10 protein-coding genes are annotated in these 16,351 nt (G+C 63.5%); 7 read left to right on the top strand and 3 right to left on the bottom strand.

The features are described 5' to 3' along the window. Positions 1–61: 61 nt before the first annotated feature. On the top strand, positions 62–3,154 hold the full coding sequence (locus tag AC3A43_RS19240) for a TonB-dependent receptor domain-containing protein (protein ID WP_487794173.1): 3,093 nt from the start codon (positions 62–64) through the stop codon (positions 3,152–3,154). A gap of 181 nt (positions 3,155–3,335) precedes the next feature. Here the strand turns inward: AC3A43_RS19240 and AC3A43_RS19235 are convergent, their stop codons facing one another. Then, on the bottom strand, positions 3,336–4,406 hold the full coding sequence (locus tag AC3A43_RS19235) for a hypothetical protein (RefSeq protein ID WP_487794172.1): 1,071 nt from the start codon (positions 4,404–4,406) through the stop codon (positions 3,336–3,338). Between AC3A43_RS19235 and AC3A43_RS19230 the strand changes: the two genes are divergently transcribed. The 4 genes from AC3A43_RS19230 (at position 4,405) to AC3A43_RS19215 (ending at position 6,768) form a co-directional block, all read left to right on the top strand. After that, positions 4,405–5,589, top strand: a complete 1,185-nt coding sequence (locus AC3A43_RS19230; RefSeq protein ID WP_487794171.1) for an aspartyl/asparaginyl beta-hydroxylase domain-containing protein — start codon at positions 4,405–4,407, stop codon at positions 5,587–5,589. The two genes, AC3A43_RS19235 and AC3A43_RS19230, sit on opposite strands and share 2 nt — an antisense overlap. Positions 5,590–5,707: 118 nt before the next feature. Next, a complete protein-coding gene (locus AC3A43_RS19225; protein ID WP_487794170.1) occupies positions 5,708–6,031 on the top strand; it encodes a hypothetical protein in 324 nt (107 codons plus the stop codon). Between the two features lie 31 nt (positions 6,032–6,062). Further along, positions 6,063–6,425, top strand: coding sequence for a hypothetical protein (locus AC3A43_RS19220; protein WP_487794169.1), 363 nt, complete (start codon positions 6,063–6,065; stop codon positions 6,423–6,425). A 13-nt stretch (positions 6,426–6,438) separates the two neighbouring features. Further along, entirely contained in the window at positions 6,439–6,768 is a 330-nt protein-coding gene (locus AC3A43_RS19215) for a hypothetical protein (RefSeq protein WP_487794168.1), read from the top strand. A gap of 51 nt (positions 6,769–6,819) precedes the next feature. On the opposite strand, the gene clpB is transcribed toward AC3A43_RS19215, so the two are convergent. Beyond that, positions 6,820–9,399 carry an ATP-dependent chaperone ClpB gene (clpB, locus tag AC3A43_RS19210; RefSeq protein ID WP_487794167.1) on the bottom strand — a complete coding sequence of 860 codons (2,580 nt, stop codon included), beginning with the start codon at positions 9,397–9,399 and terminating at the stop codon, positions 6,820–6,822. Between the two features lie 78 nt (positions 9,400–9,477). After that, positions 9,478–11,046, bottom strand: coding sequence for a leucyl aminopeptidase (locus AC3A43_RS19205; RefSeq protein ID WP_487794166.1), 1,569 nt, complete (start codon positions 11,044–11,046; stop codon positions 9,478–9,480). A 157-nt stretch (positions 11,047–11,203) separates the two neighbouring features. Between AC3A43_RS19205 and AC3A43_RS19200 the strand changes: the two genes are divergently transcribed. Continuing rightward, positions 11,204–13,360 carry an acylase gene (locus AC3A43_RS19200; protein ID WP_487794165.1) on the top strand — a complete coding sequence of 719 codons (2,157 nt, stop codon included), beginning with the start codon at positions 11,204–11,206 and terminating at the stop codon, positions 13,358–13,360. A gap of 97 nt (positions 13,361–13,457) precedes the next feature. Further along, positions 13,458–16,334 carry a M16 family metallopeptidase gene (locus AC3A43_RS19195; RefSeq protein ID WP_487794164.1) on the top strand — a complete coding sequence of 959 codons (2,877 nt, stop codon included), beginning with the start codon at positions 13,458–13,460 and terminating at the stop codon, positions 16,332–16,334. Positions 16,335–16,351 lie beyond the last annotated feature (17 nt).

Here is a 16,351-nt window from a genome sequence, read left to right as displayed (position 1 = left end):
GCTTCGTGCCGGCGCGTCGGGGGTCCGGGTAGCCAATCCACCAGTAGCAAGGGACTGCACTGTGAAGAAAACTCAATATTCCAAGCTGAAGCTAGGCGCTGCGCCGCTCGTACTGAGCGTCGCCCTGGTTTCGGCTCCTGCCTTTGCGCAGGACGCAGCCGAAGAGGCCACTGCAACGTCGGAAATCGTCGTCACCGGTACGCTGATCCGCAACCCGAACCTCGAACAGTCGACCCCGGTCAACGTCACGACCTCGGACACGATCGAGCTGAAGCAGTCGAACACCGCGGAAGAAGTTCTGCGCGAACTGCCCGGTATCGTCCCGAACATGGGTTCGGCCGTCAACAACGGCAACACCGGCGGCTCGTACGTCGATCTTCGTGGCCTCGGCTCGACGCGTAACATCGTCCTCCTGAACGGCAACCGCGTCGCTCCGTCGGACGTCAACGGCCGCGTCGACCTTAACAACATCCCGCTGGCCCTGATCGAGCGCGTCGACGCGCTGACCGGCGCCGCCGTGACCACCTATGGTGCCGACGCCATCACCGGCGTGGTGAACTTCATCACCAAGCGCGATTTCGCTGGTCTGGAAGTCACGGCTTCGGAGCAGATCACCGAACAGGGCGACGGCAACGTCTTCCGCGTCGATGCCACCATCGGTGCAAACTTCGACGATGGCCGCGGTAACGCCGTGCTGAGCATCGGTTACCAGTCGGCCGACGCGGTTTATCAGGGCGCGCGTCCGTTCTCGGATAACACCCTCGACAGCTATTCGGACACCTTCATCGGCTCGGGCACTTCTGTTCCGTCGCGGTTCTCGGGCACTCGCCCGCTGAATCCCGATGGAACGATCAACCGGACCCCCGATCCGACCGGCACCGGCAACGGCGGCGTGCGTCAGGTCAACGCTGCCGGCCAGGCCGTCGGCACCTTCGCCACCTACAACTTCAACCCGTTCAACATCTTCCAGACCCCGTTCGAGCGCTATAACATCTATGGCCAGGCGAACTACGAAGTGTCGGACGCGATCGAAGTCTATGCGCGCGGCATGTTCTCGAAGAACAAGGTCTCGACGATCATCGCCCCGTCGGGTTCGTTCGGCGGCAATGTCACGATCAACCTGAACAACCCGTTCCTGCCCGCGGCGCTGCGCAATCAGTTCTGCGCATTCAACACGTCGACGGTCAACGGCACCTACACGCCGCGCTTCGACCAACCGACTTGTGACGCCGCCGCTTTGGCGCCCGGCCGCACAAATGCCGATGGCACGGCCAACACCGCCTATCGCGAAGTCACGGTCACGTTGAACCGTCGTACCCCGGAAGTCGGTCCGCGTATCAGCGACTATCAGACGACCTTCTTCGACTATCGCGTCGGCGCCCGTGGCGGCATCACCGACACGATCGACTGGAACATCGAAGGTTCGTACGGCGAATCGGAAAATATCCAGACGATCAAGGGTTACACGCTCCAGTCGCGTTTCCGTCAGGGTTCGCTGGTCAACGGCACGCTCGCCAATCCGGTTTGCCAGGACACGTCGAACGGCTGTGTGCCGATCAACCTGTTCGGCCCCGAAGGCTCGATCACGCCGGCAGCGGCTGGTTTCCTTCAGGAAAACAGCTCGACGACCAACCGTACGGCGCTGTCGCAGGTTCGCGCGATCATCTCGGGTGACCTCGGCTTCACTTCGCCGGGTGCTGTTCAGCCGATCGGCTTCGCGCTGGGTGCCGAATATCGCAAATATACCGCCCAGCAGGCATCGGATCTGCTCGCCAAGACCCCCGGTGAACTCGGTGGCGCCGGCGGCGCGGCTCCCGACATCGACGGCAAGTATGACGTGTACGAAGCCTATGCCGAAGTCGTTGCACCGCTGATCGAAGACAAGCCCTTCTTCGAAAGCCTGACCCTTGAAGCTGGTATCCGTTATTCGGATTACAGCATCGCGGGTGGTGCGGGTTATGATACCTGGACCTGGAAAGCCGGCGGTAGCTGGGAACCGGGTGCGGGCGTCAAGATCCGTGGTAACTACAGCCGCGCGGTTCGCGCCCCGAACATCGGCGAATTGTTCACGCCGCTGTCGGTCGGCCTGACCAACCTGGGTATCGACCCCTGCGCCGGTGCCGCTCCGACGACCAACGCCAACCTGCGCGCCATCTGTATCGCACAGGGCGCTCCGGCCGGAACGATCGGTTCGATCACCAACCCGACTGCGGCCCAGGCCAACATCAACGCGGGCGGTAGCCTGAACCTGCAACCGGAAAAGGCGAACAGCTACACCATCGGTGCGGTGTTCCAGCCCGACTTCCTGCCGCGCTTCAACCTGTCGATCGATTACTACAACATCAAGATCAAGAACGTGATCGGTGCTCCGTTGCCGGGTGACATCATTTCGAGCTGCTTCGGTACCGTTACCGCCGCCAGCGCGGCTGATCCGGCCTGTACGATTATCCGTCGTAACCCGACCACGGGCGGTCTTGACGGCGATCCGGCAACCACGCCGGGCCTGTTCGGCCAGACCAACAACAATGGTCGCCTGTTCACCGACGGCATCGACTTGCTGATGAACTACAACATGGATCTGGGCTTCGCGAGCCTCGACTGGTCGTTCGTCGGTAACTGGACGCATTCGTCGAAGTTCAAGTCGGACGTGAACCTGGCGAGCTCGGTCGACCGCGAATGTGTTGGCTACTACAGCGTGAACTGCTCGTTCACGGGTTCGATCCAGCCGGAATACCAGTTCTCGAACCGCTTCACGCTCGGCTTTGAAAAGGTCGATCTGTCGCTGTTGTGGCGCTGGCAGGACAGCGTGTCGTTCGAACCGCAGCAGCTGCAGGACGATATCGATGCTGCGATCGACGCCGGCACCAGCCCGACCACGGGTTGCCCGGACCCGACGGGTACCGACCCGAACGGTTGTGTCGTCGATCCGAAGTTCCGCAAGATCAAGTCGGCCCATTATTTCGACATGACCGCGCGCTTTAACGTCAGCGACAACCTGACCTTCACGGCGACGGTGCAGAACCTGCTCGACAAGAAGCCGCCGATCGTCGGCAACACGATCGGTTCGACCACCTACAACAGCGGCAACACCTTCCCGTCGTCCTACGACGCGCTGGGTCGCCGTTATGCGGTGTCGGCAAAGCTGAAGTTCTAGTCCTTCACGCTTCGTCAGAAATTGGGGGCGGACAGCAATGTCCGCCCCTTTTTCTATAGGTCGCGGAAAATCGGCATGCCGTGATCCTTGATGGTCGTCGCCCCCGCCTTTCGCCTGCCTTACAGGCGCAGGATAGACTTCAGCCAGAGGCCCGAAAGGCCGGGGACGTTTGAATAGGCTGTTAGCGGACGAGCAGTCGTCGCGGCAGGACCAGCGGGATGCCGGCCTGACGGGCGACCGCCTCGGCCCAACCCACCACCTGATCGATTTCCTCGCCATAGGCGGCGGCGGCGGTGTCGAGATCGCGCTGTCGTTCGCCGGCGGCAAAGGGCGCCCCCGATTTGCTGTTCCGCCCCAGCGCCGGGTGGCTCGCGATGGCGTCGCGGTCGCCGGTCAGGCCCAGATGAGCCATCGCCGCGCCGACCGCGCCGACCGGATCGCCGGTCAGCGTTTCGCTGTCGAGCGATGCTGTCCGATCGGGCGCCCAGTCGAGCAGCGCGCCGAAGGCCTGCTGCTGCGCGAGCCAGCCGACCGCCGCAATCTGGAGGTCTGACTGGCGGAAATAGTCGCGCGTCTCGAACCCGAGCTCGACGAACCCGTCGGTAAGATAGCCTTCGAGCAACTCACGGCACCATAGCCGGCACCACATGCCCTTGCGGGCCACGGAGAGCAGGAAGGCACGCAGCGGCGCATGAAGCAGGATCGCGCGGGCCTGTGGCCGCAGCATCAGCGCGCCCCGCGCGAGCGGATTGAAGATGTTCGATGGCTTGACCACCACCGCCTCGTCCGGCGTGAAGCCGCGTCCCAGCATCGCGAGCGCGTCGTCCAGTGCCCGGGCATGATCGCGGGGATCGGCGCCGCGCCGACGCCAGCCGACCATGTCGTTCAGCAAAACCGGCTCGGAGAGGCTGGCTGCGACGCCGCGTTGGTCGAGCGCCTGCGCGAGCATTGTCGATGCGCAATAGGCTGAATGAAAAAGAAAATGTACCGGTAACTGCGCGCCGGACACCGCGGTGCGGCATTCGGTGCGCCGCAGTACGACAGGCGCATTCTCCTCGCCCAGGTGCAGATCGGTCAGAAACGGTACGCGCGCTCGTGCATCCCGAGTGACACGCCGAAAATGAAAGGCGTCATGGCCCGGATCATATCGGTGCGCGAGCCATTCGGTGTCGTCGATAATGGCGGTGACAGAGGGCGCGGTGGTCATCAATCGACCTTGCCGATTGCCCCCGCCGATGGCAAGCATGGCCATGACCAGCGCACCTCCGCCCGCTTCCGCCGTAGAGGCCAACCGGCTCGGCATTGCTGCCTTGCAAGCCGGCGACGCCGCGGCAGCGATAGAATATTTCACCGCCGCAATCGCAGGCGATCCGCAATCGGGTGCGTTGCAGCGAAACCTCGCTTCGGCATGGCGCGCCGCCGGCGACGATGCCCGGGAGCTTGCGGCACTCGACGCCGCGCTGGCGGTCGACCGCCGCGATTTGATGGCGTGGATACGCAAGGGCGAGCGGCATGAGGCGCGGGGCGAAAAGGGCATGGCGCTTGCGGCGTGGAGCGCGGCGATCGCTCTAGGCGACCAGCTGCATCCTGTGCCGCCGCCGCTCGAGCAGCTTCTGGCGCATGGAAGGGGGTTCGTTGCGGGGGCGACCGACACGATGTTCGTCGCGGCATCCGATGCGCTCGGCAAGATGCGCGGCGACCTGTCGGAAACCGAAGCGCGGCGTGGCGAGGCCTTTATCGCAAGTGCGCTCGGCCGGCGGCGCATCTATCAGAACGAATGTGCGGGCATCTATTACCCCTTCCTGCCCGCCGACGAGTTTTTCGATCGCGATCATTTCCCGTGGCTCGCTGACATTGAGGCAAGGGCGGGCTCGATCCGCGCCGAATTGCAGGCGCTGCTCGATGATCCCGGCGATGCGTTGCGGCCCTATGTCCGGATGGACGCCGGAACGCCCGTTTCGATCTGGTCGGGACTCGACAACCGGCTCGACTGGGGCGCCTGCTTCCTGTGGGAATATGGCGAGCCTAACCAGCCTGTGCTCGATCGCTGCCCCGTCACCGCCACCGCGCTTGCGGCGATCCCCGGCGCGCGTATCCCCGGCCGGGCGCCAAGCGCCTTTTTCTCGATGCTGAAGCCGCATACGCGTATTCCGCCGCACACCGGCGTCACGAACACGCGGGCGATCGTCCATCTGCCGCTGATAGTGCCGCCGGGTTGCGGCTTTCGCGTCGGCGGTGAAACCCGGGAATGGGAGGAAGGCCGGGCGTTCGTTTTCGATGATACAATTGAGCATGAGGCGTGGAACGAGAGTGACGAATTGCGCGCCGTGCTGATCTTCGACGTGTGGAATCCGCATTTGCGAGCTGCCGAGCGCGAACTTCTGCTGCGCTATTTTGCGTCGGCAGACGCGTCGGGTTATGCCGTTCCACGTTAATATTTGCCGGTCGACCCTTATCTGCCCCGGGTCGAAATTCAGCTTTGCGAAAGGCCTTTTGCCAAATATGATGCGGCACATGAGGCTGCGGGCGAAGCTCGTGGCAGGAGGACTTTTCATGAACCGGATTATGCCTGCATTTGTCGCGGTCGCCCTGCTTGCTGCACCGGCCGCCCTCGCCGCCGAGGGATCGGATCGCGCGCCGCCCTCCAAGCCGCCCTCGGCAATGACGCCGACCGAGATCAAGGCGTATAATGTGGGGCTCGCCCAGACCCACCCCTATTATATCAAGTGCCGAAAAATGCTCGAGATCGGTTCGCTCGTGAAGAAAGTCCGCACCTGCTACACCAATCAAAAGTGGAAAGAAGTGATCGCGAACAGCAGCCAGAATGCACGCGACACGACCGAAGCGTTCGTCAGTGCAGCGGGCAATTCCAACTAGTCTCGACCAGTTGATCCTTAAGGGGAGTCTGATGCGCAAAATCACCAGCTTGATGCTTCTAGCGGCCCTGTCGGTGGCCGCCGCCGCCGCCGCCAATGAACCTGAAAACCCGCCCTTCCAGATGCCGTCCACGATGACGGGTGCGGAGATCGACGTCCATAATGAGGGCCGGGGAGCGACCGATGCCGATTATATTCGCTGCCGCCGCATGGACGTGCCGGGGTCGCTCGTAAAAAAACTGCGCGTCTGCAAAACCAACACCGAATGGCGGCAATATTCGGACAAGGGCAATCAGGATGCGCGCGATTCGATGGCGTGGATCGAGCGCGGCTTCAGCAATTCGGTCGAGCCGAAGGACGATGTGTTACAAGGTGGGTATAACGCACCGAAATAGACGAGGCTGAACGATGCTGGCACTGTTGACCATGACGATGGTCGTCGCGTTGTCGACGCACGCGCCGGATTCTGCCGCGGACCGCGCTCCGCCTGATCGTCCACCTTCGACGATGACCAGTGCCGAGATCAAGGTGCACAATCAGGGGTTGCCGATGACGCATCCCTATTATGTTAAATGCCGCAAGATTGAGGAGCTCGGGTCGCTCGTAAAGAAGGCGCGCGTTTGTCATACGAACGAGCAGTGGAAACAACTGTGGGTGCAGGGCAATCAGGATTCGCGCGACACGATGGATGCGATGTCGAGCAAGGCGGGCGACTGCCGCGCGACAGGCACTTGCTGATACGCCAGCGTGGATGAATCAAAGGGCGGCATTTCTGCCGCCCTTTATATTTTACGCCGAAGCAAGCTTTAAGGCGCCGTCACCCTCGTCGACCTTGATCGTCGATCCGTCCTTGACCTCGCCCTTCAGGATCAGGTCGGCGAGCGGATCCTGGAGATATTTCTGCACCGCGCGCTTCAGCGGCCTTGCACCATAGACCGGGTCGTAACCGACGCGGCCGAGCCATGCCCGCGCGGCGTCGGTGAGGTCGAGCGTCACCTTGCGGTCGTTCAGCAATTTCTGCACCCGCGCGACCTGGATATCTACGATGCCGCCCATATGCTGTTGCGCAAGCCGGTTGAAGAGCACGATCTCGTCGAGCCGGTTGAGGAACTCGGGCCGGAAATGCGCGCGCACAACCTCCATCACCGCGGGCTCGGCCTGTTCGACCGGCGCGTCGTCGGGAAGCGCGGCGATCGCCTGACTGCCTAGGTTCGATGTCAGGATGATCAGCGTATTGGTGAAATCGACCGTGCGGCCCTGCCCATCGGTCAGGCGTCCGTCGTCGAGCACCTGGAGCAGGATGTTGAAGACGTCGGGATGTGCTTTCTCGACCTCGTCGAACAGCACGACCTGATAGGGGCGCCGCCGCACCGCTTCGGTGAGCGTGCCGCCCTCTTCATAACCGACATAGCCCGGCGGCGCGCCGACGAGCCGCGCGACGCTGTGCTTTTCCATGAATTCGGACATGTCGATGCGGACCATCGCATTGTCGTCGTCGAACAGGAACCGCGCAAGCGCCTTGGTAAGCTCGGTCTTGCCGACGCCCGTGGGGCCGAGGAAAAGGAAGCTGCCGAGCGGGCGGTTCGGATCCTGCAACCCGGCGCGCGCGCGGCGGACCGCGGTCGAGACGGCGCGGACGGCTTCGTCCTGCCCGATCACGCGCTGCGCCAGCGTGCCTTCCATGCCGAGCAATTTCTCGCGCTCGCCTTCCATCATCCGGTCGACGGGGATACCGGTCCATTTGCTGACCACCGCGGCGATATCGTCGGCGGTGACTTCCTCGCGCAGCATCGCATTGCCCGCTGCGGCTTCGGCGTCGGCAAGCTGCTTTTCGAGGCCGGGGATGGTGCCGTAGCTGAGCTCACCCGCCTTCGCGAGATCGCCGGCGCGCTGCGCCTGATCGAGCGCCGAGCGTGCGGCGTCGAGCTCTTCCTTGATCTTCGCCTCGGCGTGGATCTTGTCCTTCTCCGCCTTCCATTTCTGGGTGAGGCCCGCCGACTGTTGTTCAAGATTGGCAAGTTCTGCCTGCAAGGTGGCGAGCCGGTCCTTCGAGGCTGCGTCGGTTTCCTTCGACAGCGCCGATTCCTCGATCTTCATCTGGATGATGCGGCGGTCGAGCGTCTCGATTTCCTCGGGCTTCGATTCGACCTCCATGCGGATGCGGCTCGCGGCCTCGTCCATCAGGTCGATCGCCTTGTCGGGCAGGAAGCGGTCGGAGATGTAGCGGTTCGACAAAGTGGCGGCGGCTACGATCGCCGCATCGGTGATGCGCACCCCGTGGTGGAGCTCATATTTTTCCTTGAGTCCGCGCAGGATCGAGATCGAATCCTCGACCGTCGGTTCGCCGACGAACACCGGCTGGAAACGCCGCTGGAGTGCGGGATCCTTCTCGACATGCTTGCGATATTCGTCGAGCGTAGTTGCGCCGATGCAATGGAGTTCGCCGCGCGCGAGCGCGGGCTTGAGCAGGTTCGAGGCGTCCATCGCGCCTTCGCCTTTCCCCGCCCCGACAAGTGTATGCATCTCGTCGATGAACAGGATGATCTCGCCCTCGGCAGCCTTCACATCGTCGAGCACGCCCTTGAGGCGCTCTTCGAACTCGCCGCGATATTTGGCGCCCGCGATCAGCGAACCCATGTCGAGCGACAGAAGACGGCGATCTTTCAGGCTGTCGGGGACGTCGCCATTGACAATGCGCAACGCGAGGCCTTCGGCGATCGCGGTCTTGCCGACACCGGGTTCGCCGATCAGCACGGGGTTGTTCTTGGTCCGGCGCGCGAGGATCTGGATGGTGCGGCGGATTTCTTCGTCGCGGCCGATCACCGGATCGAGCTTACCCTCGCGCGCAACCTCGGTGAGGTCGCGGGCGAATTTCTTGAGCGCTTCGTAGCGGTCTTCGGAGCTGGCGGTATCGGCGGTACGTCCGCCACGCAGATCGTTGATCGCGGTGTTGAGTGCGTCGGCCTTGACCCCGGCATCGGCGAACGCCTTGCCGACGGGTGTCGTGGTCGAAAGGACCATCGCGAGCAGGAGGCGTTCGACGGTGACATAACCGTCACCGGCCTTGGTCGCCACTTGTTCCGCCTGATCGAGCAGGCGCACGGCGTCATTGTCGAGACCCGGCGTCGCCTGCGCGCCCGATCCCGACACGGCAGGAACCTTGGCGAGCAAAGCGTCAATACCGGCAACCGCGCGCGGGGCGTCGCCGCCGCTCTTTGCGATCAGGCCAGCGGCCATGCCTTCATTATCTTCGAGCAGCGCCTTGGCGACATGCTCGGGGCTGATCCGCTGATGGTTCATGCGGATCGCGATTGTTTGCGCCGCCTGCAGGAAGCCCTTGGCGCGGTCGGTAAATTTCTCGAGGTTCATTCAGAAAGCCCCTTTCTCACCGAGCAAGATAGTGTTGCCATTGTGCAACACAAGGGGCCTTCCGAGGTTCCGCAAAGCCTAGTCGCCGGACCGGGCCAATTGGTCGAGCAACCGCACGCCAAAGCCGCTCATTCCCTTGGGAACGAGCGACGTCGCCTTGTCGGCCTGATTGACCCCGGCAATGTCGAGATGGGCCCAAGGCGTCGCCTCGTCGACGAAGAAGCCGATGACATGCGCGCCGAGGCTCGCGCCCGGCCCCTGGCTCGGTGCGATGTTACGAATGTCGGCGATGTCGGACTTGAGCTTTTCGGCGTAGTTCTTGTGCAGCGGCATCCGCCACAGTTCCTCGCCGCTCGCGGTTCCGGCGGCAATCAGGGCGGCGGCGAGCTTTTCGTCGCGCGCGAACAGCCCCGCATATTGGTCGTCGAGCGCGCTAACGATCGCCCCGGTGAGCGTCGCGATATTGACGATCGCGCGCGGCTTGTACGTCTGCGCGATATATTCATTGGCGTCGGCGAGTACGAGGCGGCCTTCGGCGTCAGAATTGAGCATCTCGATCGTCTTGCCCGACATGGTGCGGGTGACGTCGCCGGGGCGCTGGGCGTTGCCGTCGGGCATATTCTCGGCAAGCGCTGCGACTGCGACGATGTGGACCGGCGCCTTCGATTTGGCGAGCGATAGCGCGGTACCGACCACCGAGGCGGCGCCCGACATGTCGCCCTTCATATCCCACATGCCTGCGCCGGGTTTCAGCGAGATGCCGCCCGAATCGAAGGTGATGCCCTTTCCGATAAAGGCGATCGGCGCGGCGGGAGCGTCCGCGCCGCGATAGCGCACCGCGAGCAACCGCGAACCGCGCGGGCTGCCCTGGCCGACGCCGACGAGCGTGCCCATGCCGAGCTTGCGCATCGCGGCCTCGTCGAGCACCTCGATGCTGACGCCCGGGATGCCGGCAAAGGCATCGCGCACGCGCGCGACGAAGCTCTCAGGATAGATGACGTTCGCAGGCTCGTTGGCAAGGTCGCGCGACAGGCGCACGCCTTCGGCCAGCGGCTTCCAACGTGTAGTGAAGGCGGCTTCCGCCGCGGAGGCGTTCGCGCTGACGAGCGTCACCGCGCCCGTCGGCGGGGCCTTTTTGTCGACCGTCTTGTAGCGGTCGAACCGGTACTGGCCGAGCGCGAAGCCATAAGCGACATCGGCGGCCGAGGTGTCGCCGAACGCGCCGCCGATCGTCACTGGCTGGGCTTCGCTTTTCAGGTCCTGCGCTGCCTTGCCGCCCGCTTCGGCGAGCGCGAGCGACGAGGGGGTGTCGCCCGCGCCGACCAGCAAGATTCGCGGATGCGCGCCGATTCCGCGCAGCGACAGCGTCGCGCCGACCTTGCCATCGAAGCTGGCCGCCGCGATGGCCGCGGTCACGGCCTGATGCTCGGCGGCGCTCAGTGCGATACCTTCGAGCGGCGGTAAATTGGCATCGGTCATCACAATGACGAGCGCGGCACCCGCCGGGGCGTTGGCCGCAAATCCGATCGCCCGCTCAGTGCTGTTCGCGGCGGTTGCGGGCGCGACGCCAGATCCCGCGATATTCTGCGCGACCGCCGCAGGTGCGAGGGTGAGCGACAGGCAAGCGGAAAGGAGCAGGCTTTTCATGCGCATGGTTCGATATTCCCCGTTGTTCAATTACCTGTGCCTTGCATAGCCGCGTACCGCCTCTCCGCAAATCCGCCTCGACGAACGACAGTCGCTTGCCATCGGACGACATGGCCGCCACATAGCCTTGCGGGCGACGCACCGAAGAGGACCAGAGATGTTGCGACGGATTTTGCTGGGTTTCCTGCTGTTTCTGGTGGTCACCGCCGCCTCGCTCGCGCTCTGGGAGCCGCTCACAGCTGAGGCGCCCGCAGCGCCTGCCTTCAAGCCCACCGACGTCCGTATCGCGCGCGACAAGTTCGGTGTGCCGCATATCTTCGGAAAGACCGATGCCGACGTCGCCTATGGCGTCGCCTATGCGCATGCCGAAGATGATTTTTCGACGCTACAGGAGGTGCTTGCGATGACGCGCGGGCGCGCCGGGGCAATGCTGGGTCAGGATGGCGCGAAGGTCGATTATGCTGCGGCGCTGCTCGACATCCGCACGACGACCGCGCGCGACTGGCCGCGCTTGCCCGCCGACGTGCAAAAGCTGTTCACCGCATACGCTGCGGGGCTCAACCATTATGCCGACAAGCATCCCGGCGAGGTGCGGCTGACGGGCCTGTTCCCGGTGACCGGCGAGGATGTCGTCGCTGGCTTCGTGCTGCGTTCGCCCTTTTTCTTCGGGCTCGATTCAGTGCTGGGATCGCTGGTCGAGGACAAGCCGATCGGCCGTGAGGGCGGCCCCGCGCTTGATGCGACCGGCAAGCTGGTCCCGCGCGAACTGACCCCGGTCGGCACCGATCCCGCCGACAATGGGTCGAACGGCATGGCGGTCGCCCCCGCGCGCTCGACCGATGGCGCGACGCGACTCGTGTCGAACTCGCACCAGCCATGGACCGGCGGCGTCGCCTGGTACGAACTGGTCGTCCATTCGGAAGAGGGGTGGGATTTCGCGGGCGCGAACTTCCCCGGCTCGCCCTATCCCTTCCTTGGCCACAATAAATATCTCGGCTGGACCAATACGGTGAACCGGCCCGATCTGATCGACGTCTACAAGCTGGTGCTCGACGACAGCGACAAGAAATATCGCTTCGACGGAGCGTGGCGGCCGCTCGAGGAAAAGCGTGTCTGGCTGAAGGTCAAGTTCGGGCCGTTCGTGCTGCCGGTGCCGCGCACCATCTATCGCTCGGTCCACGGGCCGGTGGTGAAGAATGAAAAGGGCGCATTTGCGATCCGCTACGCCGGGATCGACCAAGCGAATATGGTCACCCAATATTACCGGCTGAACAAGGCGAAGAGCTTCGCTGAATGGCGCGCTGCGATGGCGGGGCAGGGCGTGCCCGCGACCAATTTCATCTATGCCGACGCCAAGGGCAATATCGGGCTTTTCTACAACGCGATGTTCCCCGACCGGCAGGCGGGGTTCAACTGGCGTGGCGTGTTGCCCGGTGACACGTCCGCTGATCTGTGGACCAAGACATTGCCATTCGACCGCGTGCCGACTTTGGTCAATCCGCGCTCGGGCTATGTGATGAACGCGAACAACACGCCGTGGGTCGCAGCGGGGCCGGGCGACGAGCTCGATGCGGCGGCTTTCTCGCCGTTGCTCGGGGTCGAGGACGATATGACCAATCGCGCGACGCGGCTGATCACGTTGTTCGAGGCGCCGGGGCAGATCGACGAGGCGCGGTTGAAAGCGATCAAATATGACACCGCCTATGCGAAGTCGGGCTATGCAGCGGCATGGATGAACCGGCTGCTCGCGCTTGACACGAAGGATGATCCCGCGCTCCGCAAAGCGCAGAATTTGCTCCGCCGCTGGGATTGGAACCTTGACGGCAAGGGGAAGGGCGATGCGCTCGCGCTGATGGTGCTTCGCCCGGCGAACGGCAGCCATTACCAGCGCCGCGCGGCGCCCGACCCGCGCACCGTGCTGAAAGAGACGGTTGCGCATTTGCAGGATCATTTCGGCGGGCTCGATCCCAAGCTGGGTACCGTGCTGCGGCTGCGCCACGGCGAAGGAGCGAGGCGCGTCGATCTGCCGCTCGACGGCGGTAACGATACGGTGCGTGCCTCGACTTTATGGGATGCCGAACCGGATGGACGGTTGAAGGTCCGGCATGGCGACAGCTTCATCATGTTCGTGACGTGGGACAAGGACGGGCGCGTGCGGTCGGAATCGATCCAGCCGTTCGGGTCGGCGACGACGCGGCCCGCAAGCCCGCACTATAATGATCAGGCGCCGCTTTTCGTCGCCCACAAGCTCAAGCCCGTCCTGTTCGATCCGGCGGCGTTGAAGGCAAGCGGAGCGCGATTCTATCGGCCTTGAAAGCCCGAAAGCGCTGTCCTAAACCGTTGATACAGTGCCCTCCGGCACCCGGTCGCAAGCAGGCATAAGAGGCCTGTGCCCGTATAAGAGGATTTTCATGCCCCGTTTCCATCGTTTCGCACTCGCCTTGGCAGTCACCACGTCGCTCGTCGCTGCGGGCCCTGCGTTCGCCAAGGCGAAAGCCGCCGCCGCCCCGATCGCTGACCTGGTGAAAGCGGTCGATATTCCCTACGAAGCCTTCACCCTCGACAACGGGCTGCGTGTCATCGTGCACGAAGATCGCAAGGCCCCTGTCGTCGCGGTGTCGGTCTGGTACCGCGTCGGTTCGAAGCATGAGCCCAAGGGCAAGACGGGCTTTGCCCATCTGTTCGAGCATCTGATGTTCAACGGGTCCGAAAATTCGCCCGGCGATTTCTTTGAACCGCTGCAACAGGTCGGCGCGACCGACAGCAACGGGACGACCAACGTCGACCGCACCAATTATTTCGAAACCGTGCCGACCGGCGCGCTCGACCGCGCGCTGTTCCTCGAAAGCGACCGCATGGGGCATCTGCTCGGCGCGGTGACGCAGGAAAAGCTCGATAACCAGCGGGGCGTGGTCCAGAATGAAAAGCGGCAGGGCGACAACAATCCCTATGGCCTGCTGCGGTACGAGATTTTCGAAAATCTTTTCCCGACCGGGCACCCCTATCATCACAGCACGATCGGTTCGATGGGCGACCTGAATTCGGCCAGCCTCGGCGACGTGAAGAAGTGGTTCACCGACAATTACGGCCCGAACAATGCCGTGTTGGTGCTGGCAGGCGACGTTGATGTCGCGACCGCCAAAGCCAAGGTGCAGGAGTGGTTTGGCGACATCCCGCGCGGTCCCGAGATCGCGGCGCCCAAAACGTCGGTTCCGACGCTGCCTGCGCTGCTGGCGAAAGAGGTCAAGGACCTCGTCCCGACGACGCGCATCTATCGCATGTGGGCGATCCCCGGGCTCAACGATCCAGAAGCGGTGCCGCTTCAGATGGCAATGAGCGTACTCGGCGGCCTGTCGTCTTCGCGTCTCGACAATGCGCTGGTGCGCAAGGATCCGGTCGCGGTGAGCGTTTCGGCGGTTGCACAACCGTTCGAGGATGCGGGTATCCTGCTGGTGCAAGCCGATGTGAAGCCGGGTGTCGAAGCCCAACTCGTCGCGAAGCGGCTCGACGAGGAAATCGCAAGCTTCCTCGCCAGCGGCCCGACGGCCGACGAGTTGCAACGGACCGCCGCCAGCTATCTGGCCGGGACGATCGCCGGCCTCGAATCGGTCGGGGGCTTTGGCGGGAAGGCAGTGACACTTGCCGAGGGCGCGCTTTATTCGAATAATCCCGCTTATTACAAGGTCGAGCTCGACCGGATGGCGAAGGCCACGCCCGAGCAGGTGAAGGCTGTTGCGCAGAAGTGGCTGTCGCGACCTGCATTTTCGCTGACCTACACCCCCGGCGAGCGTACTGAGGGCGGCGAGAACCGCGGCGGCGCGGTGACAACCGGCAAGGTCAGTGCCCCGATCCAGCCCGACCGTTACTGGAACGAGGCGCTGGGCGATGTCGGCCCCGACACCGGCGGTGCTTTGTCTTTCGCCGATCGTTCGCAGCTTCCGGCGGTCGCCGATCTCACCGCGCTCGATTTCCCCGCGATTGAACGCACCAAGCTGAAAAACGGTGTCGAGGTCGTTTTCGCGCGGCGCACGACGGTGCCGACGGTCAATGTCGCGGTGAGCTTCGACGCCGGCTATGCCGCGGATCCGCACAATGCGCTCGGCACCCAGTCGCTGATGCTCAGCCTGATGGACGAAGGGACGAAGAGCCTCGATTCGATCGCCTTCGCCGAAGCGAAGGAGCGGCTCGGTGCGCAGATCGACGCCACCGCCAATGCCGACGAAACGGTGTTCAGCCTGTTTGCGCTTAAGCCGAACCTTCGTGCCTCGCTGGGCCTGCTTGCCGACTATATCCGCAACCCGGCGTTCGACGGCAAGGAACTGGAGCGCGTGCGCGCGCAGCAGCTCAACCGGTTGAAGGCGGAGCTTAACAATCCCGGCGCGATCGCGTCGCGCGTGCTCACGCCGGTGCTCTATGGCGCCGACCATCCCTATGGCATTCCGCCATCGGGCCTTGGCAATACCGCGTCGGTGAAGGCCGTGACGCAGAGCCAGCTCGCAGATTTCCATGCGGCGTGGATTCGCCCCGACAATGCACGCATCTTCGTCGTCGGCGACACGACGCTGGCCGAGGTAAAGAAGCAGCTCGACGCGACCCTGGGTCAATGGCAGGCGCCCGCTGCCGCGAAGCCGGTCAAGAATTTCGACATCGCGATTCCGGCACCGAAGCCACGCATCCTACTGTTCGACCGCCCCAAATCGCCGCAGTCGGTGATTCTCGCAGGCAAGGTGCTGAGCGCCAAGGGCGGCGACGAGCTGGAAGTTCTGCGCTCGGCGAATGATATTTTCGGCGGTAACTTCCTGTCGCGCTTCAACACCAATTTGCGCGAGACGAAGGGCTGGTCGTACGGCGTGCGCAGCCGCATCTCGGGCGACCAGGACCGTTTGACGTGGGTTGCCTCTGCGCCGGTGCAGGCCGACCGCACGGGCGATTCGATCAAAGAGCTGCAGAGCGACCTCAAAAGCTTCCTTGGCGACAAGGGCGTGACGAAGGAGGAGCTGGAGCGCACGATCAACGGGAACGTCCGCGAATTGCCCGGCAGCTTCGAAACCTCGGGCGACGTGCTTGGGGGCCTCAGGCAGATCGTGAAGTTTGGCCGCCCCGACAATTATTATGAAACGCTGCCCACGACGTACGAGGCGATGACCGCAGCCGAAATCGACGCGGCGGGCCGAAAGGCACTCAGCACCGACGATCTCGTTTATGTTGTTGTTGGTGACGCCGCGGTCGTAAAACCGCAGCTTGACGGATTGGGTCTGCCGGTGGAAACGGTGTCCCTCGATAACTAACATCAGTTTCAGTAAGG

The organism is Sphingopyxis sp. Soil_C_28 (assembly GCF_057657055.1).
This window is presented reverse-complemented; position numbering and strand designations above follow the sequence as displayed.